Here is a 19,733-nt window from a genome sequence, read left to right on the forward strand (position 1 = left end):
TAACTATAACACCGCCGGGGGAGGTTTTGTGACATCAGGCCGGCAGTTGCTCCAGGCGGACGGAAACCAGGCGGGAGACGCCCTGCTCCATCATGGTCACCCCGTAAAGGACATCGGCGGCGGCCATGGTACCCTGGCGGTGAGAGATAACGATAAACTGGGTACGGCTGGCAAACTGGCGTAATAGGCGGGCGAAGCGTTCCACATTGGCCTCATCCAGGGCCGTATCCACCTCGTCAAAGATGCAGAAGGCGCTGGGCTTGATCTTTAGGAGGGCAAAGATAAAGGCTACCGCCGTCAGGGCCTTCTCCCCACCGGAGAGGAGGGCTAGGTGCTGGGGTTTTCTGCCCGGAGGACGGGCGATAATCTCCAGGCCGGCTTCTAAAATATCCTCGCTACCGGTTAATTCCAGGCTGGCCTCGCCGCCCTCAAAGAGTTCCCTGAAAATGGCGGTAAACTGTTCCTGCACAGCCACCAGGGTGGCTTTTAACTGGCGCGCCATCAATTTATCCATCTCGGCAATTACCTGTTCCAGGGCCGCCTGGCCTGCCTCCAGGTCCTGCCTTTGCTTTTCGAGTTCGTCATAGCGCTCCTTTAATCGCTCATAGGCGGCGATGGCCCCCGGATTAACCTCACCCAAACCGGCCAGCCTTTCCCGGAGGGGCTCTCGCAACCGGGCTGCTTTCCCGGGGAGGTGGGAGGGTATCTGGAGTAATTTCTCCTCCCAGGCGGGACCAAAACGTTCTGCCAGCTCCTCCTGGCTGGTGGCCCGGGTCGTTTCCAGGCGGGCAATACTGATTTCCTCCTGCTGCCGGCGAGAGGCTAGTTTCTCCTTTTTCAACTGCAGTGCGGCCAGCTGGTTTTCTAGTTCCTCCCGGCGCCCGGCCAGGGCCGAGTCTTCAACGCCCAGGCGCTCCAGGCCGGCCCGGGCCTGGGCGACGGCCCCCTGGAGCCATTCCTCTTCACCGGCCAGCTTTTCGCGGGTAGCCAGAAGTTCTTGTTCCCTGGCCGCAGCCGCTGCCATCCTGGCGGCCAGCTCGGCTTGTTGGTGCCGCCAGTTTTCCCGCCGCCGCGCCAGCTCCCTTTCACGCTCAGCCAGTAGTTCCCTGGCGGCCATCAGGGATTGTCGCTGGGCTTCGTTAACAGCCAACTCCTGCTGGATGGAGGTCAGGGTTTGGCGGATGCCGGCCAACTTTTCCTGCCAGGTGGACAATTCTCCCTGGAGTTCCCTCTCCCTGACCTCCAGGCGGGTCAAGAGTTCCCGCCGTTCCCGCCGGCCCGCGTCCAGTTCCCGGGTATCGTTCGATTGGCGGGCCAGTTCCTCTTCCAGGATCATTTTTTTCTCATCCAGGCGGGATTTCTGTTCTTTATATTCACCCAGGCGTTGCAGTAGGTTATGGACCTGCCCCCGGCGGGCGATCAATTCCTCCATTAACCGGCGCAACTCCCGGCGGTCGTTTTCCAGTCCTCGTGCGAGCTGTCCAACCCGTTCCTGGCCATCATTTATTTGCGCCACCAGGTTGGCCAGCTCCGTCTCACCCTGCTGGATCTCCAGGCGGCGCTGGAGGAAACCGGCACTCTGCCGGGCGTTTCCCCCGGTGACCGGTCCCCGGGGCTGGATAACCTCGCCTTCCAGGGTGACCAGACGCACCGGCGGCCGCAGGCGTTCGCCCAGGGCCAGGGCGCGCCTGATGTCGGCCACCACCAGGATCTGCCCCAGGAGATAGTCGACTGCCGGGCGCACTTCGACCCCGCTCTGTACCAGACCGGCCGCCACCCCTAGGACCCCGGGTTCCTGGAAAACCCAGTTGGCCCAGGCCGGCCAGTGCCGGGGCTCCAACCACGCCAGGGGCAGGATGGTAGCCCGGCCACGCTGCCGGGCTTTGAGGAACGCGATGACCCTTTCCGCCTCCGGCGCCGTCCGGACCAGGATCTGCTGGGCCGCCCCGCCCAGGGCCACCTCGATGGCCCGGGTAAGCTCGTCGGGCACCGCGATTTTTTCGACTACCACCCCCAGGACCCCGGCGCAGGCGGCCTCACCCTGGCTCCGGGCCTGGAGAATAGCCTTGACGCCCTCACCAAAACCCTCATAATCAGCCTGGGCCTGGCGTAAAACCTTCAGCCTGGCCACCAGCAGCCGCTGCCGTTCTTTTAAGCCGGCCAGTTCTTTCTCCCGGGCGGCCAGGTCGGCTTCCTTTAAGGGCAAGCCGGTTTCCAGGCCGGCTTTTTTCCCCTCCAGGGCTTTTAAAGCGGCCTCCAAACAGGCCAGTTCCTTCTGCCCGGCCTGGATCTGGGCCTCCAGGTTCCCCGCCTCGGCCTGCAATTCCCGGAGTTGGCTCCTTTTCTGCTCCAGCACCCGCTCCATCCCGGCCTGTTTTTCCTCCAGGCGTACCAGTTCATTATGGCAACCGGCCCGCTCGTGGACCACCTGAAAAAGGTCTTCCTTGATCTTCTCCAACCTTTGGGCTAACTCTTTACCCTCGGCCTGCAACTTCTCCCGGGTAGCCTGGCTTTGGTCGCGTTCCCTTTCCAGGCCGGCGGCCTCTTCTGCATAGCTCTGCTCCTGCCGGGTTAAATCGACAGCCAGGGCCTCGAGATTATTCTCCTCCTCGACCAGCTGGCTTTCCCGGTGGCGGTCCTCTTCCTTTTGCCCGGTCAGGTCGGCCAGTTTCTCCTCAACTATCTGCAACTGGCTCCGGGTCTGGATCAGCTGTTCCCGGAGGTTTTGTAATTCTCCCTGGCCACGTTGCCTGGCATCCTGGTGCCGGGACTGTTTTTCCTGTATTTCCCTGGTCTCCCGGACTAGTTCGTCGATGGCGGCCATTAACTCCGTTTCCTGGTCAACTATAACTTGCCGGCGCTCTTGGTGGCGCCGGAGGCGTTCTGTAATATCCTCCAGTTCCCTGGCCTTCAGGATTAACTCGATTTGGCTAAGGAGCCGGCTGAGTCGCTGGTGGCGGCGCGCCCGGCCGGCCTCACGGGAGGCCGGGCCCAGCTGTCCCTTGAGCTCGCCAATTAAATCCTGTAGGCGGGTCAAATCCTGCTCGACCCCGTCTAGCCGCTGCCGGGCCTCCCTTTTCCGCAAGCGGTAGCGGGCAATGCCGGCCGTTTCCTCCAGGACCGCCCGCCGTTCCTCCGGCCGGGCGGCAAGAATCTCCTCCAGGCGGCCCTGGCCGACTATGGCCAGGCCTCCCCGGCCGGAACCCGTATCCAGGAGGAGTTCCTGAATATCCCGTAAACGGCAGGGGACCTTGTTGATATAATACTCCCCTTCCCCGGAACGGAAGAAGCGCCTGGTCAGGGCTACCTCCTGGAAGTCCAGGGGTAGGCTGCCGTCACTATTGTCCAGGTACAAGGTTACCTCAGCCATACCCACCGGCCGGCGCCGGGCACTGCCGGCAAAAATAACGTCATCCATCTTGAACCCGCGTAAGGTCTTGGCACTCTGCTCGCCCAGGACCCAGAGGATGGCGTCGGCAATGTTACTCTTACCGCTGCCGTTGGGACCGACAATGCCGGTCACCCCGGGTCCCAGTTCCAGCCTGGCCCGGTCGACAAAGGTTTTAAAACCCTGGATCTCGATACCCTTTAGAAACATTTTTTCCTCCGCAAATATTCCTCGACATAAAGAAAACTGCTCGGAGAGCAGTCTGGCTATTAGTTTTCAGCGGGGTTCAACAATAAACTTGATGGCCGTTCTCTCTTCGCCGTCGATGCTAATCTCGGCAAAAGCAGGAATCATGACCAGATCAATGCCATTAGGGGCGATAAAACCGCGAGCGATGGCTATGGCTTTGACAGCCTGGTTAACTGCCCCGGCCCCGACTGCCTGGACTTCTGCCTTACCATACTGGCGAAAAACGGCGGCCAGGGCTCCAGCTACGGCTTTAGGGTTCGATTGCGCCGAAACTTTTAGAACTTCCATTACTTCCTCCTCCCCGTCTCTGCCAATCTTTGTAACCATAACTAATTCGACGCCGGCAGCAGTATTCCTTCCGGAAATGACTGAAAAGATTAAATTGAGGAGAAAGGTATTTTTTAGTTCTGTACCCTGAGGAGGGCCAGGGCCGCCCGGGCGGCCTCCCTTTCGGCTTCCTTCTTGCTATGTCCCTCGCCGGTAGCCAGCAGGCGGTTTTTTAAAAAGACACCGGCTTTATATTGTTTGGCGTGATCCGGACCCCATTCCTCCAGAATCTTATAGGCAACATTTTCCGCTCCCTGTTGCTGAACAAACTCCTGCAAGGCTGATTTGCTGTCAATGGGGCTGGTCTCCTTTAATATGGCCAGGGCCGGGGTAAAAGTCTGCAGGACAAAATCCCGGGCCAGCTCATAACCCCCGGCCAGGTAAATACTGCCGATAATTGCTTCCATAGCGTCAGCCAGGTTGGAGGGCCGTTCCCGGCCACCGTTATACTCTTCGCCCTGGCCCAGGAGTAACAATTCTCCCAGCCGCAATCCCCGGGCAACCTTGACCAGGCTGGCCTCGCAGACGACGGCCGCCCGCATCCGGGTCAGGTCCCCCTCTGGCAGGTGGGGGAATTCCTGGTAAAGGTAAGCGGCAATAACCAGGCCCAGGACGGCGTCCCCGAGAAACTCCAGGCGCTGGTTATCGCCGGGTAGCTGGTGTTCAAAGGCATAAGTGGGATGAATGAGGGCTTGATTTAAACCCTCCAGGTCGATGGCCTGGAGATGAAATTGCTGCCAGAAGTGCTGGAGCTGTTCCTGACGCTGGCTGCTATCCACTGTTGACTGTTTACCTTCTCACTAGTTAAAGTTCACGCGCATTAAAGTTTACGTAAAACAACGGTGGCATTATGACCGCCAAAGCCAAAGGAGTTAGACATGGCGGCCGTGACCTGCTGTTCCCGGGCTTTATTGGGGACATAATCCAGGTCGCAGTCGGGGTCCGGTTCCTCATAGTTAATAGTCGGCGGGATTACCCCCGTGGCGACTACCAGGGCTGTAACTATTAACTCAATGGCCCCGGCAGCTCCCAGGAGATGGCCGGTCATGGATTTGGTAGAGCTGATGGCCACCCTGGCAGCGTCGGCCCCAAAGACGTTTTTGATGGCCAGGGTCTCCTGGCGGTCGTTCAGCTCGGTGGAGGTCCCATGGGCGTTAATGTAATCAATATCCCCGGGTTTTAAACCGGCATCATCGAGGGCCAGGGCCATGGCCCTGGCTGCGGCGCTAGCATCGGGGGCCGGCGCTGTTATATGGTAGGCATCGGCCGTACAGCCGTATCCCACCACCTCGGCGTAGATGCGGGCTCCCCGGGCGCAAGCGTGTTCCAGGGTTTCCAGGACCAGGACCCCGGCGCCCTCGCCCAGGACAAAACCATCCCGCCCGCGATCAAAGGGACGGCTGGCCCGGGCCGGGTCGTCATTACGCAGGGATAAGGCCTTCATGGCGGCAAAACCGGCCACCGTCAGGGGCGTCACGCTGGCCTCGCTGCCGCCGGTAATCACTACCTCCGCGTCCCCCCGCTGCAGGACCCGGCAGGCCTCGCCAACGGCGTTCGTACCTGAGGCACAGGCATTGACTACGGTAAAGTTTATCCCCCGGGCGCCCAGATTAATCGAGATCTGCCCGGCAGCCATATTGGCAATCATCATAGGTACGAAGAAGGGGCTGACCCGGTTGGGTCCTTTCTCCAGGAGGACCCGGGTCTGGTCCTCAAAGGTCTCCATGCCACCAATGCCGGTGGCAAAGATTACCCCAATCCGGTCGCGATCCTCCTTTTCTAGGTCCAGGCCGGCATCTTCCAGGGCCATTCGCGCTCCGGCCACGGCGTACTGGGTAAAACGGTCCAGGCGCCGGGCTTCTTTGCGGTCAAAGAAGTGGCCTGGGTCAAAGTCCCGCACCTCACCGGCGAAGCGGACGGGCATAGCCGCAGCATCAAAGCGCGTAATGGGACCAATACCCGACTGGCCCGCCAGCAGCGCCTGCCAGAACTTCTCTTTACCGGTCCCGACCGGGGAAATGGCCGCCAGGCCGGTAATAACAACACGCTTTTGCAAGGCAACCCCCTCATTCTGAAGGGGAAGTCCCGCAAGCTACGGGACTTCCCTACCAGTTTACTTGGTATGTTCTTTGATATAAGCTACTGCGGCCCCTACCGTGGTCAGCTTTTCAGCATCCTCATCAGGAATTTCCAGGTCGAATTCCTCTTCCAGGGCCATGATAAGTTCTACGATATCCAGGGAATCGGCATTCAGGTCCTCAAAGGAAGTCTCCATGGTGATTTCGTCTTCCTCGACACCCAGTTGTTCGGCGACGATCCCCTTGATCTTTTCGAAAACGTCCACTGACCTCACCTCCTTTAAAAATAATTTTCGCTTATAACCTCCATCCCTAGCAAGGCCGCATTTTCATGGTCCGCCGGCTTACAAGGCCAGGGTCAAGCCGCCGTCAACGACGATTACCTGGCCGGTGATATACCTGGCTCCCGGCGAAGCCAGGAAAAGGATAACTGCGGCGACATCCTCCGGTTCGCCCGGCCGGCCCAGGGGAATATGGCGGTAGAATTCCTCCTGCGCCTCCCCCGCTAGGGCGGCCGTCATTTCGGTGGCAATAAAGCCGGGGGCCACAGCATTAACCAGGATACCCCGGGAAGCCACTTCTTTAGCCAGGGCCATGGTCAAGCCCGTGACCCCGGCTTTAGCGGCGGCATAGTTAACCTGGCCGGCATTGCCCCGCAGGCCGACTACCGAGGCCAAGTTGATGATCCGGCCCGCGCGCTGGCGCATCATGGGCTTTAGGGCCGCCTGGCAGCAGTTGAAAATCCCGGTGAGATTGGTCCTGAGGACGGCTTCCCAATCCCCGGGCTTCAACCTAGCTGCCAGGTTATCCCTGGCGATGCCGGCGTTGTTGACCAGGATATCCAGGCGGCCGAACTCCTGGACAGCGGTCTGGATTAACTCCCGGGCTGCTTCATGGTCGCCGACATCCGCCCTCACTGCTAAGGCCTGGCCGCCCTCTTCTTTGATAGCGGCCACCACCTGGCCCGCGGCCTCTTCCTGTTGGGCATAATTGACGACCACCCGGGCCCCGGCCCGGGCCAGGGCCAGGGCCGTAGCCCGGCCAATCCCCCGGGATGCCCCGGTGACGACGGCTACCTGTCCTTTGAGGATCATTTTACTGGGCCTCCTGCAATAAAGCAAGGGTTTTTTCCATGGTCTGGATATCTTCTACCTGGCCAATAGTTACCCGGCGATCCAAGCGTTTTAACAGTCCGCTCAGGACACTACCAGGACCGACTTCCACGAAGGTGTGGTAACCATCGGCCAGGAGACGGGCCATGCTTTCCTCCCAGCGCACCGGGCTGGCAACCTGGCGGCGCAAATTCTCTCTGACGGCAGCGGCGGTGCGGGCATAATCGGCCGTTGCATTGGCCACTACCGGCACGGCTGGATCTGCCAGGGGGACCTGGTTTAAAAGGTTTGCCAGTTCCCGGGCCACCGGCTCCATGAGGCTGGAGTGGAAGGGCCCGCTCACCTGCAGGGGCACCACCTTTTTAGCCCCTGCAGCTCGGGCCAGGGATGTAAGGGCTTCCAGGCCGGCCCGGTCGCCAGCTACGACCACCTGCCCCGGGGAGTTGAAGTTCGCCGCCTCGGCCACGCCATCTTTTACCTCCCGGCAGAGAGCGACGACCCGGCTGGCCGGCAGGCCGAGGACGGCCACCATGCCCCCCTCACCAGCAGGAAAAGCTTCGGCCATCAGGCGACCCCGGCGGGCTACCACCCGCAGGGCGTCCCGGAAGGCCAGGCTGCCGGCAGCCACCAGAGCGCTGTATTCCCCCAGGCTATGTCCGGCCACGGCTGCCGGGCGGAGGCCCCGGGCCTCCAGGACCCGGTAACAGGCTATGCTGACGGTGAGCAGGGCCGGCTGGGTGTTTTCGGTACGGACGAGTTCCTCCTCCGGGCCGTTAAAACAGAGTTGGTCCACCGGCCAGCCCAGCTCCTCCCCGGCCGCGGTAAAAACGGCGGCTGCTTCGGGGTAATGCTCGGCCAATTCCCGGCCCATGCCGACGTGCTGGGAACCCTGGCCGGGAAAAAGGAAGACGATACCTGGCATTAAGGCTGCCACCTCCTATGCGTTACCTATCAGCCGGCTAAGGCGGGTAATGACCGCCTCAGCTTCAGCCATTACCTCGGCGATAATAGCTGCCGCCGGCTTGACCTCCCGCACCATGGCGGCGCTCTGGCCGGCCATTACCGAGCCGTACTCCACGTCACCCTCGACCACGGCCGCCCGCAACTTGCCAATCCCGAGGCGGTCCATCTCTTCCCATCTGGCCCCCTGAGCCGCCAGTTCTTCAAACTGCCGGGTTAGCTTATTCTTTAGTACCCGGACGTAGTGGCCGGCCATGCCGGTGACGACGGCATCCCGGTCGCCGGCCTTCAGGACAGCTTCTTTATAACGTTCGTGGACGGTACACTCGCTGGCGCAGATAAACCTGGTTCCCATCTGGATACCGGCGGCGCCCAGGGCCAGGGCGGCCGCCAGGCCGCGGCCGTCGGCGAACCCCCCGGCCGCAATCACGGGTATATGTACGGCATCCACAATCTGGGGTACCAGGGGCATGGTGGCAATCTCACCGATGTGGCCGCCACATTCCATACCTTCAGCCACCAGGGCATCCACACCCAGGCGCTCCAGTCTCTTGGCCAGGGCCACCGAGGCTACCACCGGGATTACCTTGACCCCCGCTTCTTTAAAGCGCAGCAGGTGCTTGCCCGGGTTACCGGCCCCGGTGGTAACCACCGGCACCCTTTCGGTACAGACCAGGTCCACCAATTCTTCCACATAGGGGGACATGTAGTAAATATTAACGCCAAAGGGCCGGTCCGTCCGCTCCCGGACCTTATGGATCTCCTGGCGGACGACATCCGGGGGCGCGCTGCCGGCGCCGATGATACCTAAACCCCCGGCGGCCGAAACAGCCGCCGCCAATTCACCGGTGGCCACCCAGGCCATACCACCCTGGATGATGGGGTAGGTGACCCCCAGGAGATCACAAAGGGGTGTCCACAACATAGCCATCAAGCTCCTTTCGGCGGGTCCAGTTCCCAGTTGACTACGGCCGCCCCCCAGGTCAACCCGGCGCCGAAGGCCACCATGACCACTTTTTGGTCCCGGTGCAGCAGGCCGGCCCGGTAGGCTTCATCCAGGGCCACCGGAATAGAGGCGCTGGACATATTGCCGTAACGATCCAGGTTGACGTAAACCTTTTCCGGTACTAGACCTAGGCGTTTAGTAGCCGCTTCAATAATCCGGATGTTGGCCTGATGGGGGATTAAAAAGTCCACATCTTCTTTCTTTAAGCCGGCCTTTTCTAAAGCCTTTAGGGAGGCCTCACCCATGACCCGGACGGCGAATTTAAAAACCTCGGCCCCGCTCATATGGATGGTATGCAGCTGTTCCTGAACGGTGGTGGGACTGGCCGGCAGGCGGGAGCCACCAGCCGGCATAGTCAAGAGGGAACCGCCGCTGCCGTCGGCCCCCAGGTGCAGGCCCAGGAGCCCCCGGCCGGCCGGGGCGGCCTGGAGGACCGCCGCCCCGGCGCCATCGCCAAAAAGAACGCAGGTGTTACGATCCCGCCAGTTAATGATCTTACTGAGGACCTCCACACCTATGATCAGGGCCGTCCGGTAAACCCCGGTAGCCAAAAACTGGCCGGCAACCCCCAGGGCATAGATAAAACCGCTGCAACCGGCCGAGAGGTCAAAGGCCGCCGCCCTTCGGGCTCCCAGGCGTTCCTGGACCAGGCAGGCAGTAGCCGGAAAAAGGGTGTCCGGCGTGACGGTGGCGACGATAATTACATCAAGTTCTGTCGCCGGAATGCCGGCAACAGCCAGGGCCCTGGTGGCCGCCGGCACCGCCAGGTCGGAAGCCGCCGTCCCCGGGTCGGCCAGGCGCCGTTCCCGGATGCCGGTCCGGGTGCGGATCCATTCATCATTGGTATCGACCATTTTTTCCAGATCGTGATTGGTCAGGATGTGTTCCGGCAGGTAGGAGCCGGTACCTATAATAGCGGCTGAACTCAATGGGACTGGCACTCCCGCATCTTCCCTTCGCGACTGATTCCGGGCAGGTCCCCCAAGGCGGTTACCAGCCCCTCATTGGCACAACGCATGGCTACTTTAATGGCATTCTTAATCGCCCGGGCATTGGAACTGCCGTGGCAGATAATGCTGATTCCTTGAACCCCCAGCAGGGGGGCCCCACCGTATTCGGTATAGTCGACCTGTTTCTTTAACCCCCGCAGGGCCGGTAAAAGGAGGGCCGCCCCGATACGGGTCCGGAGGCTCCTTTTAACCTCCCGGCTGATCATGGTAAAGAGGGCCTGGCCCAGGCCTTCACCGAACTTCAAGATAGCATTGCCGACAAAGCCATCGCAGACGATGACATCGGCTTCGCCGAATAAAATTTCCCTGGCTTCAATATTACCTATAAAATTCAAAGGTGCCTCTTTCAAAAGGTTATAGGCCCCCAAGGTCTGTTCATTGCCCTTGCAGGCCTCGGTGCCGATATTCAGTAGCCCCACCCTGGGGTTGGTAATCCCCATTACCCGGTTGGCGTACAGGTTGCCCATCAGGGCAAATTCATAGAGGTGCTCGGGACGACAATCGACGTTGGCCCCGGCATCCAATAGAAGTTTGGCTCCTTTTAAGGTAGGTATCAGGGTGGCAATGGCTGGCCGTTGGATCTTGCCGCTCCGACCCAGTATCAAGAGGGCTGCGGCCATTTGCGCTCCGGTACTGCCAGCGGAAACCACGGCCGCTGCGCGCCCTTCCTTTACCAGCCTGGTAGCCACGACAATGGAGGCCTCCCGTTTCCGGCGCAGGCCTAAGGCCGGCTGTTCGTCCATACCAATTACCTGGTCGGTGTGATATATTTCCAGGCTGCCTTTGGGGTGCAAGGGGGCGAGTTCTTGCTCCAGGCGTCCCTTATCGCCCACCAGGATAATCTCGGCGTTTCCCTCCCCGGCGGCAGCCACGGCCCCCAGGACAATCTCCCGGGGTGCCAGGTCGCCTCCCATGGCATCAATGGCAATTCTCAAGCAGTTCCGCCTCCAGCTGCAGTCTCGGGTGTGATGATAATGTACTGGCCCTTAAAGACAATCTCCCCGTTAACCCGGGAATGGACCGATACCAGGCAGGTGGAATCCTTGACGACTTTGACCATAGCCCTGGCCACGACGCGTTCACCGGCATAAACCGGCCGGCGGTAACGCACCCGAGCACTGCTGGTAAGAACCACTTCGGCGCCTACAGTAGCCAGGGCCAGGGAATGGGCCTGGGCAAAAAGGTGGTAACCGCGGGCCACGCCGGCAGGCTGGACCAGCATCTGGGGGGTAATCTCCAGAATCGAAATTCCTAAAACTCCCGGCTGTAACTCTACTAGTTCCCCTACCAGCTCCTCCGCCGTTACCCCGCGCATACGACTCCGGGCTTCCCGGGCCATGGTCATGATACGCTCCCGGACTTCGGGGATCCCCAGGGCCAGGCGATCCAGGCGAATGGTGGGTACGCTGACTTTGAACTTCGCCGCCAGCTCTTCATCGGTGGCGAAGGGGTTGTTGCGCAGGTAACGGCGCAGGGCTTCCTGGCGTTCTTCCTTATGACCCCTCTGGCGTACCACTAATGTCACCCCGAATCCCTGGTACCAAATAATATTACCAGGCCATAGTAATAGTATAATGGCCTTGTCATATTTATGCAAGTAAAAAAATAACCGGCAGATACTGCCGGCCGACGGGTTTACTCGGCTACCTGAACGGCTGCCCGTCCTTTATAGTAGCCACATTTGGGGCAAACCCGGTGGTTTAGTTTCAGCTGATGGCACTGGGGGCACTCCACCAGGGGGGGAGCAGCCTTCCGGCCCCAGATGGAACGGCGCTTATTCTTCCGAGATTTTGAAGTCCTTCTTTTGGGTACGCCCAAGGGTATCCTCTCCTTCCAATTTACCCAGTAACTGTTTTAGCGTCGCCAGGCGGGGGTCCACTGTTTCCGCCTGGCAGTGGCACTGGCCCTCATTGAGATTCTGGCCACATTGGGGGCACAGGCCGCGGCAGTTCTCCTGGCAGAGCCATTTCATGGGTAAGGCCAGAATCAGGGCTTCTGTTACTGCCGGTTGCAGATCCAGGACATCACCCATCAGGGGGCGGATTTCCCGGTCTTTTTCTTCCGTCTCACCCTCATCCGGGTCCTGGCCTGCTGTGCTGGCGTATTCCTCTTCCAGGGGAGCTATAACCGGGTAACTGAACCTGGCCAGGCAGCGATCGCAGGTTAGTTCCAGGGTCGTGGCCACCTGTCCTTTGACCATCAGTACCGGCCCGGTATTAATAACCCGGCCCCGGACCAGGACGGGTGCCAGGATAGGAATCCTGGCCGTAGCCGTTGTCAGGTGAGACCAATCGGCTTTAAAACTGAATTCCAGTTCCTCGCCCGGCCTGGTTTTTAAATCGCCGACACCAATTTTCACCACATTCACCCCGTTGATTATAGCGAAAGGGTAAACCGGTGTCAACCGGCCTGAACGACGGCCAGGGTGTCCCGGGCGATCATTAACTCTTCGTTGGTGGGGATGACAAAGGTGCGCACCCTGGCCCCGGGGGCGGTGATTTCCCTCTCCTGGCCCCGGACCTGGTTCTTGTCTGCATCGATTTTTATTCCCAGGCAATCCATATCCCGGCAGATGGCCTCCCGGGCGGCAATGGAGTTTTCGCCCAGGCCGGCGGTGAAGACCAGAACATCCAGGCCATTCAGCAGGGCCACGTAGGCACCGATATATTTCTTGGCGCTGTGGACAAAAACCTCCCAGGCCAGGCGCGCCCGGTCATTACCCTCGGCCATGGCGGCTTCAATATCCCGGAAGTCGCTGCTGACGCCGGAGACCCCCAGGACCCCGGACTGGCGGTTCATGACCTGATCCATCTCCGCCGGGGTATAGCCTTCTTTATCCATCAGGAAGGGAACAATAGCCGGGTCGATATCGCCGCAGCGGGACCCCATAGTTAAACCGGCCAGGGGGGTAAAGCCCATGCTGGTATCGAAGGATTTGGCGTTCTTTATGGCGGTTATGCTGGAGCCGTTACCCAGGTGGCAGGTAATGACCTTCAGTTCTTCCAGGGGCTTGCCTACCAGGGCCGCCGCCCGCAGGGCCACGTACTGGTGGGAGGTGCCATGAAAGCCGCAACGGCGGATGTGGTGCTTCTGGCAAAGTTCATAGGGCAGACTGTAAGTATAGGCATAATCGGGCATGCCCTGGTGAAAGGCGGTATCAAAGACAGTTACCTGGGGGGTAGTGGGAAGGATGGCTTCGCAGGCCTCGATGCCCCGGAGGGCAGCGCCGTTGTGCAAGGGTGCCAGGGCCTCCAGTTCGCCAATGGCCTCTTTGGTCGAAGCATCGAGCAGCACCGAGTGGGGAAAGGTACCGCCGTGGACGATGCGGTGGCCGACAGCGCCGATCTCGCCGAAGTCTTTTATGACACCGTAATGGGGATCAGTTAAGGCCTCCAGGCAGAGGCGGATGGCCACTTTGTGGTCGGGAATCTCGGTTTCCCGGACTAGCTTGTCTTTACCTACCGGCCGGTGGGTCAGGACCGACCCGTCGATGCCGATTCTTTCGACCAGTCCCTTGGCCAGGACGCTCTCGTCCTCCATGTCGAAAAGCTGGTACTTGACTGAGGAACTACCGCAATTTAAGACTAGGATTTTCACTAGGATCCTCCTCCGGAAATATTTTCCAGTTGGGGTAAGGCTGTCAGGGCGGCTTTACGGCCCGCCTCGATGTATTCGCCGGCATTGAGTAGGCGGGCCGGGCTGAGATGGCCGACAGCGGGCCGGATCACCAGGTCGGCCTGCGCCAGGGCCTGGCAACAGACGGCTCTCCCGGTCAGGGCCTGGGAGCGGAAAAAGAGTTCAAACAGGTTATTAACCTGTACCTTTTCTTGTTCCGTCACACTGTAATGGACATCCACCGCCACGACTTTAGCGGCACCCCGCTGGCGCAGGACTTCTACCGGCAGCGGGGCCAGGACGGCGCCGTCAACCAGCAGGCGGCCCCCCAGCCTTTTGGGCACAAAAAGGCCCGGCATGGCGATGCTCGCCCGGACGGCGTCGGCAACCCGGCCCCTTTCCAGCACTACCAGTTCGCCATTTTCAACGTCGACGGCCACTACATATAATGGTACTTTTAGTTCGGCAAAAGTCAATCCCCTTGTTAAGGTTCGCACAAGCGCCTCAATTCGGTCACCCCGGATCAGGCCCCAACGGGGGACGGCCAGGTCCAGGAGTTGCCCTTCCTTCAGTTCCCGGGCCAACCTCTCCAGGAGGTTCAAGTCGCTGCCGGCGGCGTACAGGGCGCCGAAAAGGGCTCCGGCGCTGGTGCCGGCCACACAATCAAAATGAAAGCCATATTCATTTAGTACCTGGAGAACGCCCAGGTGGGCCAGGCCCCTGGTAGCGCCGGCACCCAGGGCCAGGCCGATCTTCCCCTTTCCCGCCATAGATAACCACCATTCTTATGTCTAAACACTACCGGGAATGCGTATATTCCAGAATAGGATGTCCCTAATGAGGTGACCACCATGCGCCACCCGGTAGTCATAATCGGCCGGGGCCGGGGCCTGGCCCCTTTCCTGACCATGATAACCATCATGGCCGTCGTTACCCTGGCCCTGGCCATTATCCTTTTCCCCCAGCCTGTTTTTCAGGCCGCCCTGCGCGGCCTCCGGGCCTGGTGGGAGATTGTCGTCCCGGCCCTGCTGCCCTTCTTTATCATTTCTCAGCTCTTTATGGGTCTGGGTATCGTCCACTTCCTGGGGGTGCTCCTGGAACCGGTGATGCGGCCCCTCTTCAATGTCCCGGGGAGTGGCGCCTTTGTAATGGCCATGGGCTATACCTCCGGCTCGCCCATCAGCGCCATGCTCACCGCCCAGCTGCGCCAGCAGCGGCTGGTCACCAGGCATGAAGGTGAACGCTTAATCGCCTTTACCAATAACGCCAGTCCCCTCTTCATGCTGGGGGCCGTGGCCGTGGGTATGCTGCATAATCCCGCCCTGGGACCCATCCTGGCCGGGGCCCACTACGGGGCCAACCTCTGCCTGGGGCTTCTTTTTCGTTTTTATGGCCGCCGGGGTCCGGCCTCGCCACCGGTAAATTACCCTCTTCTTACCCTGCCCCGACGGGCCTGGCGGGCCATGCTCCAGGCGCAGCAAAAAGACGGCCGCCCCTTGGGCCAGCTCCTGGGGGATGCCGCCAGCCATTCCTTTCAAACTCTAATAACCATCGGCGGTTTTATTATCCTTTTCAGTGTCATTATCCAGGTAGCCGACATGCTCGGCCTTCTGGAGCTCCTGGCCAGGCCGCTCCTTTATGCCGGTCACCCCTTTAGTATAAGCCCGGCTACGGCTCGGGCCCTGGCCGGCGGCCTCTTTGAAATGACCATGGGGGCTAAATTCGCCAGCGAGGTCGCTGCCCCCCTGGGCGAAAAGTTAACCGGCATCAGCCTCATCATGGGCTGGGCCGGGCTCTCCATCCTGGGCCAGGTAGCAGCCATGATCAGTAAAACCGACCTGCGCCTGGGCCCCTTTATCGTGGCCCGCCTGCTCCACGGCTTCCTGGCTGCTATCCTGGTGCAAGTTTTCCAGGGACCGGCCTGGCCGGTCCTGTCCCGGCTGGCAGGTAATGGCTTCTTCCCGCCGCCGGTCTCCTGGCTTACCCTGGGTATGTATTATACCGGTTTCACCATTACTCTGGTAAGCTGTTTACTGGTTCTCACCGGGTTAGGGCTCTTCGCCCGCCTGCTTCTTTACCGCCGGTTTTAGGGTTGGCCTTTTCCTCCTCGGCCGCCGCCGCTGCTTCCTTACCGGCGGCAGCTGCCGGGTAGGCCCGCAATTCCTGGCGCCCCCGGTCTACCTGGGCCAGGGCCTGCTTTAAACTGGTTTCCAGCCGGGCCAGCAGGTCGTCGGCATAGTCTAACGCCCCGGCCTTCATTTCTCCGGCTAGGTCCCGGGCTTTATTGAGGATCTCATTGGCCTGGGCCCGGGCTTTACGGACCAGTTCGTTTTCCTGGGCCATTATTTCCGAGCGTTTTTCAGCGTCCTCCAGGATACTCCGGGCTTTCAGGCGAGCTTCCTCCAGCAGGCGGTCCTTTTCCTGGCGGACCCACTGGGCCTGGCGTACTTCCTCGGGGAGGGCCGTTCTTAAACGATCCAGGTAATCGAGAAGCAGATCGCCATCGATAAAAACTTTACCTGAGAGGGGAATGTGGGGTGCTTTTTCGATCATCTTTTCCATTTCTTCAATCAAGGTCATAAACTCCACCGGCCAGCCCACCTGCCATTTCATAGAAATTTAGTGCCGTATCGCCGTAAAACCTGATTGTAGTTATTGCTAATCCCGGTATAGCCGGCCCTGCTTCTGTGCTGGCTGTCTCCAGAATAACCAAGCCGCCAGGCGCCAGAACCGGGATAACTGCCGGTAGAATCACCTCGCCCCAGCCCTGGCGGTAGGGAGGATCGCAAAAAACGAGGTCAAAGCTCTCCCCTTCCCCGGCCAGGGTAGCCAGGGCTCGCCTGGCCTCCAGGGCGATAATGCGCCCCCTGGCCGCAAAGCCGGTAGCCCGCAGATTGGCCGCCAGGCAGGCCAGGGCCTGGCGATTATTCTCGACAAAAATAGCCCTCCTGGCGCCCCGGCTCAGGGCCTCCAGGCCCACCGCTCCCGAACCGGCAAAAAGGTCCAAGAAAAGACTACCCGGCACCAGGGTACCAATAATATTAAAGAGGGCTTCCCGCACCCGGTCGCTGGTAGGTCTGGTCAGCCGGCCCCTAGGGGTCACCAGACGGCGGCCCCGGGCCGCGCCGGCTATAATCCGTAACATAAAGCTTCCCTCCCGGTATTATAGCATGAAACCCCCAGAAAAAAGAACAAAAACCACGAAATTTTGCCGGGATAGGTATCTAAAAAATTTTTCTCGGGGCAGGTATAAGCTTCTCCTCCGGCGTCCATAATAATACCGGTAAATCTGCATACCAGATTTACCAAGAAGAGCTTAGGGTTATTTCATTAACCCTCCCCCATGAGCTCTTCCTCCGGTTTCTCCTCTCCCAAGCCGCCGGTCCCCGCCGGCGGCTAAACTTAGCCGTTCCTTAGGGAGCGGCCCTTTTTTTGCCCGTAAGCCCAGAAAATTTTTCTGGATCACCGCCGGGTATTATGGTATACTTTCGTTTAAGAATAAGGAAATATCTTAAGCCTTGAGCCGAGTCAAGTTTAAGCTGAGTTGGCTGCGAGCAGAGCCGAGGATAGCAGGAGGGGCTATTACCGGGCTGCAGCCCGGTTTTTTATTATCCAGAGGGGTGAAACCGTGCCGGAATTATTCATGGGCAACGAAGCCATCGCCCGGGGCGCCGTGGAGGCCGGTATCCGGGTAGCCACCGCTTATCCTGGAACGCCAGCTTCGGAGATCATGACTACCCTGATGCGCCTGGGGCCCCAGGCCGGGGTTTATACCGAATGGTCCGTGAATGAAAAGGTAGCCGTGGAAATCGCTGCCGGCGCCGCCTACGCCGGCGCCCGGGCCATGGCCAGTATGAAGCAGATGGGTCTCAATGTGGCCGCCGATGCTGTCATGAGCCTGGCTTACATCGGCGTCCGGGGGGGCCTGGTGCTGGTGGTGGCCGACGACCCCGGCCCCCACAGTTCCCAGACAGAACAGGATACCCGTCTCTTTGCCCGCTTTGCCAAACTTCCCGTCCTTGATCCCTCCTGTCCCCGGGAAGCTTATGAAATGACTAAATACGCCTTTGAACTCTCGGAAAGGCTGAACCTGCCGGTCATCCTGCGCCCCACCACCCGGACCTGTCACGCCTGCCAGGATGTTACCGTTGGAACCATTGCCCCCCGGCCGCCGGTACCGGGGTTTGTCAAAGACCCCCGCTGGGTCATTATGCCTTCCCTGGCGGCCAAACAGCACGTCTGGTTAAATGAACAACAACGCCGCGCCGCGGCGGAGCTGGCCAACAGCCCCTTTAACGAAGCCCACTTGCAGGGGCCTACCGGCGTTATCACCAGCGGCCTTTCCTATTACTACGTCACCGAAGCCCTGGCCAACCTGGGGGTAAAGCCCTCCCTGTTAAAGATCGGCACCCCCTACCCCCTGCCGGAAGAAATCGTCCTGGACTTTCTAAGCCGGGTCGAACGAATCCTCGTGGTTGAGGAGCAGGAGCCCGTCGTTGAGGACCAAGTCATTTACCTGGCCTGGCGCCACCACCTCCCGGTGCAGGTAGCCGGCAAGCACAACGGCTACCTGCACCGGGAGGGGGAGTTTAACGTTCCTATCGTGACCGCCGCCCTAGCCAGGTTCCTGGACATCGAACCGGAGGGTAGACCTTCCCGGCCCGGGGCGCCACCCCTGCCGGCGCGACCGCCCCTCTTCTGCGCCGGTTGCCCCCACCGGGGCTCCTTCTATGCCTTTAAGCAGGCCGCCCGGGGACAAAAGGTAATCTTTAGCGGCGATATCGGCTGCTATACCCTAGGAGCGGCCCCGCCCCTGGCCGCCATGGACACCTGCCTGTGCATGGGAGCCGGCCTGGGCCTGGCCCAGGGACTGGTGCGAGTCCAGCCCGATACCCGGCTGGTGGCCTTTGTCGGCGACTCCACCTTTTTCCACGCCGGTTTGCCACCCCTGGTCAATGCCGTCCACCAGCAGGCGCCCATGGTCGTAGTCGTCCTGGACAATGAAACGACAGCCATGACCGGCCACCAGCCCCACCCGGGTCTGGACGAAGACGCCGGCCACAGGAAGGTGGATATCGGCCAGGTGGCCCGGGCCTGCGGGGTGGAAACCGTCCTTATTGCTGACCCCCTGAACTTAGAAGAAACCCTGGCCGTAGCCCAACGGGCCCTGGCGGCCCCGGGACCGGCCCTGGTAATCCTCCGCCACCCCTGCCCGCAAATAGTTAAACCCGCCGGGCGGTATCAGGTGGACACAACTGCCTGTACCGGCTGCCAGACCTGTATTAATGAACTGGGTTGCCCGGCCCTAATGCCGGCCGGCGACGCCGTGCAAATAACGGCCACCTGTACCGGCTGCGGCCTCTGCCGCCAGGTCTGCCCGGTAGCAGCCATTGAGGAGGTGGTCTAGGTGGATATTCTCATTGCCGGGGTAGGCGGGCAGGGTATAATCCTGGCCTCCCGGGCCATCGGGGCGGCGGCCCTGGCCTCCGGCCTGCCGGTACGTACGGCCGAGACCATCGGCATGGCCCAGCGGGAAGGCAGTGTCGTCAGCCACGTCCGCCTGGGGCAGGACGGGGTCGGGCCCCTCATCCCCACCGGCGGGGCCGATATCCTCCTGGCCCTGGAACCGGCCGAGGCCTGCCGCTACCTAGGGTATTTAAAGCCGGACGGCAGCGCCCTGGTTTCTACAACGCCGGTAGTGCCCGTCACAGCCGCCCTGAGTACCAGTCCCTATCCCCTGGAGGAGATCCTGGCTTACCTGCAAAACAATGTCGCCCATTGCCATCTCCTTGATGCTCCGGCCCTGGCCGTCCAGGCCGGGAGCCACCGAGCCCTCAATATGGTGATGCTGGGCACCCTGACGAAAATGGAACTACCCTTTCCGGCAGATACCCTGCTGGCCGCGGCCCTGCAGCTCCTGCCGGCCCGGCTCCACGAGCTGAACCGGCGGGCCTTTGAACTGGGAAAACAAGCCCTGGAGGTGTAAAT

The 19,733-nt window shown here is 60.6% G+C and carries 20 protein-coding genes; 3 read left to right on the forward strand and 17 right to left on the reverse strand.

Going from position 1 to position 19,733, the window contains the following annotated elements; genetic code table 11:
• Nucleotides 1-34: 34 nt before the first annotated feature.
• The 15 genes from smc to SDD30_RS00395 all read right to left on the reverse strand — a co-directional run bounded on the left by smc (nt 35) and on the right by SDD30_RS00395 (nt 14,515).
• Nucleotides 35-3,598 carry a chromosome segregation protein SMC gene (gene smc, locus SDD30_RS00325; RefSeq protein ID WP_434072932.1) on the reverse strand — a complete coding sequence of 1,188 codons (3,564 nt, stop codon included), beginning with the start codon at nt 3,596-3,598 and terminating at the stop codon, nt 35-37.
• Nucleotides 3,599-3,664: 66 nt separating this feature from the next.
• The gene (locus tag SDD30_RS00330) at nt 3,665-3,925 is read right to left on the reverse strand and encodes a stage V sporulation protein S (protein ID WP_109207054.1); all 261 of its coding nucleotides are present in this window, start codon (nt 3,923-3,925) and stop codon (nt 3,665-3,667) included.
• Nucleotides 3,926-4,038: 113 nt separating this feature from the next.
• Entirely contained in the window at nt 4,039-4,743 is a 705-nt protein-coding gene (gene rnc / locus SDD30_RS00335) for a ribonuclease III (RefSeq protein ID WP_434072933.1), read from the reverse strand.
• 41 nt (nt 4,744-4,784) lie between these two features.
• The gene (fabF, locus tag SDD30_RS00340) at nt 4,785-6,020 is read right to left on the reverse strand and encodes a beta-ketoacyl-ACP synthase II (protein WP_434072934.1); all 1,236 of its coding nucleotides are present in this window, start codon (nt 6,018-6,020) and stop codon (nt 4,785-4,787) included.
• Nucleotides 6,021-6,077: 57 nt separating this feature from the next.
• Nucleotides 6,078-6,308, reverse strand: a complete 231-nt coding sequence (acpP, locus tag SDD30_RS00345) for an acyl carrier protein (protein WP_434072935.1) — start codon at nt 6,306-6,308, stop codon at nt 6,078-6,080.
• A gap of 78 nt (nt 6,309-6,386) precedes the next feature.
• Entirely contained in the window at nt 6,387-7,136 is a 750-nt protein-coding gene (gene fabG, locus SDD30_RS00350) for a 3-oxoacyl-[acyl-carrier-protein] reductase (protein ID WP_434072936.1), read from the reverse strand.
• Between the two features lies 1 nt (nt 7,137).
• Complete coding sequence (gene fabD / locus SDD30_RS00355) at nt 7,138-8,076, reverse strand: ACP S-malonyltransferase (RefSeq protein WP_434072937.1); 939 nt, start codon at nt 8,074-8,076, stop codon at nt 7,138-7,140.
• 15 nt (nt 8,077-8,091) lie between these two features.
• The gene (gene fabK, locus SDD30_RS00360; RefSeq protein ID WP_434072938.1) at nt 8,092-9,039 is read right to left on the reverse strand and encodes an enoyl-[acyl-carrier-protein] reductase FabK; all 948 of its coding nucleotides are present in this window, start codon (nt 9,037-9,039) and stop codon (nt 8,092-8,094) included.
• 5 nt (nt 9,040-9,044) lie between these two features.
• Nucleotides 9,045-10,049 carry a beta-ketoacyl-ACP synthase III gene (locus tag SDD30_RS00365; RefSeq protein ID WP_434072939.1) on the reverse strand — a complete coding sequence of 335 codons (1,005 nt, stop codon included), beginning with the start codon at nt 10,047-10,049 and terminating at the stop codon, nt 9,045-9,047.
• Nucleotides 10,046-11,065 (reverse strand): phosphate acyltransferase PlsX, encoded by a 1,020-nt coding sequence (gene plsX / locus SDD30_RS00370; RefSeq protein ID WP_434072940.1) that lies wholly within the window; start codon nt 11,063-11,065, stop codon nt 10,046-10,048. The genes SDD30_RS00365 and plsX overlap by 4 nt, the downstream gene beginning before the upstream one ends.
• Complete coding sequence (gene fapR, locus SDD30_RS00375; protein WP_434072941.1) at nt 11,062-11,655, reverse strand: transcription factor FapR; 594 nt, start codon at nt 11,653-11,655, stop codon at nt 11,062-11,064. Before fapR ends, plsX begins: the two co-directional genes overlap by 4 nt.
• 110 nt (nt 11,656-11,765) lie before the next feature.
• Nucleotides 11,766-11,948: a 50S ribosomal protein L32 gene (gene rpmF, locus SDD30_RS00380; protein ID WP_434072942.1), complete on the reverse strand. Its 183-nt coding sequence runs from the start codon at nt 11,946-11,948 to the stop codon at nt 11,766-11,768.
• Complete coding sequence (locus SDD30_RS00385) at nt 11,905-12,489, reverse strand: YceD family protein (protein WP_434072943.1); 585 nt, start codon at nt 12,487-12,489, stop codon at nt 11,905-11,907. The genes rpmF and SDD30_RS00385 overlap by 44 nt, the downstream gene beginning before the upstream one ends.
• A gap of 41 nt (nt 12,490-12,530) precedes the next feature.
• Nucleotides 12,531-13,727: an acetate/propionate family kinase gene (locus tag SDD30_RS00390; protein WP_434072944.1), complete on the reverse strand. Its 1,197-nt coding sequence runs from the start codon at nt 13,725-13,727 to the stop codon at nt 12,531-12,533.
• Nucleotides 13,727-14,515 carry a patatin-like phospholipase family protein gene (locus SDD30_RS00395; protein WP_434072945.1) on the reverse strand — a complete coding sequence of 263 codons (789 nt, stop codon included), beginning with the start codon at nt 14,513-14,515 and terminating at the stop codon, nt 13,727-13,729. Before SDD30_RS00395 ends, SDD30_RS00390 begins: the two co-directional genes overlap by 1 nt.
• 81 nt (nt 14,516-14,596) lie before the next feature.
• Between SDD30_RS00395 and ylbJ the strand changes: the two genes are divergently transcribed.
• Nucleotides 14,597-15,835, forward strand: coding sequence for a sporulation integral membrane protein YlbJ (ylbJ, locus tag SDD30_RS00400; protein WP_434073119.1), 1,239 nt, complete (start codon nt 14,597-14,599; stop codon nt 15,833-15,835).
• On the opposite strand, the gene SDD30_RS00405 is transcribed toward ylbJ, so the two are convergent.
• The gene (locus SDD30_RS00405; RefSeq protein WP_434073120.1) at nt 15,786-16,325 is read right to left on the reverse strand and encodes an ATPase; all 540 of its coding nucleotides are present in this window, start codon (nt 16,323-16,325) and stop codon (nt 15,786-15,788) included. The genes ylbJ and SDD30_RS00405 overlap by 50 nt on opposite strands.
• Entirely contained in the window at nt 16,312-16,890 is a 579-nt protein-coding gene (gene rsmD, locus SDD30_RS00410) for a 16S rRNA (guanine(966)-N(2))-methyltransferase RsmD (RefSeq protein ID WP_434072946.1), read from the reverse strand. The genes SDD30_RS00405 and rsmD overlap by 14 nt, the downstream gene beginning before the upstream one ends.
• Before the next feature lie 483 nt (nt 16,891-17,373).
• On the opposite strand from rsmD, the gene iorA reads away from it, so the two are divergent.
• The gene (gene iorA / locus SDD30_RS00415) at nt 17,374-19,152 is read left to right on the forward strand and encodes an indolepyruvate ferredoxin oxidoreductase subunit alpha (protein ID WP_434072947.1); all 1,779 of its coding nucleotides are present in this window, start codon (nt 17,374-17,376) and stop codon (nt 19,150-19,152) included.
• The gene (locus SDD30_RS00420; protein ID WP_434072948.1) at nt 19,153-19,731 is read left to right on the forward strand and encodes an indolepyruvate oxidoreductase subunit beta; all 579 of its coding nucleotides are present in this window, start codon (nt 19,153-19,155) and stop codon (nt 19,729-19,731) included.
• Nucleotides 19,732-19,733: the final 2 nt, after the last annotated feature.

Origin of the sequence: Moorella naiadis (nom. illeg.), assembly GCF_051020825.1 — a bacterium.
Lineage (GTDB): Bacteria > Bacillota > DSM-521 > Neomoorellales > Neomoorellaceae > Neomoorella > Neomoorella naiadis.

Excerpts from the sequence above, each read along its gene's own strand:
- smc (WP_434072932.1), bottom strand. The coding sequence starts at position 3,598 with ATGTTTCTAAAGGGTATCGAGATCCAGGGTTTTAAAACCTTTGTCGAC.
- SDD30_RS00330 (WP_109207054.1), bottom strand. The coding sequence starts at position 3,925 with ATGGAAGTTCTAAAAGTTTCGGCGCAATCGAACCCTAAAGCCGTAGCT.
- fabG (WP_434072936.1), bottom strand. The coding sequence starts at position 7,136 with ATGATCCTCAAAGGACAGGTAGCCGTCGTCACCGGGGCATCCCGGGGG.
- fabD (WP_434072937.1), bottom strand. The coding sequence starts at position 8,076 with ATGCCAGGTATCGTCTTCCTTTTTCCCGGCCAGGGTTCCCAGCACGTC.
- fabK (WP_434072938.1), bottom strand. The coding sequence starts at position 9,039 with ATGTTGTGGACACCCCTTTGTGATCTCCTGGGGGTCACCTACCCCATC.
- SDD30_RS00395 (WP_434072945.1), bottom strand. The coding sequence starts at position 14,515 with ATGGCGGGAAAGGGGAAGATCGGCCTGGCCCTGGGTGCCGGCGCTACC.
- ylbJ (WP_434073119.1), top strand. The coding sequence starts at position 14,597 with ATGCGCCACCCGGTAGTCATAATCGGCCGGGGCCGGGGCCTGGCCCCT.
- SDD30_RS00405 (WP_434073120.1), bottom strand. The coding sequence starts at position 16,325 with ATGACCTTGATTGAAGAAATGGAAAAGATGATCGAAAAAGCACCCCAC.
- rsmD (WP_434072946.1), bottom strand. The coding sequence starts at position 16,890 with ATGTTACGGATTATAGCCGGCGCGGCCCGGGGCCGCCGTCTGGTGACC.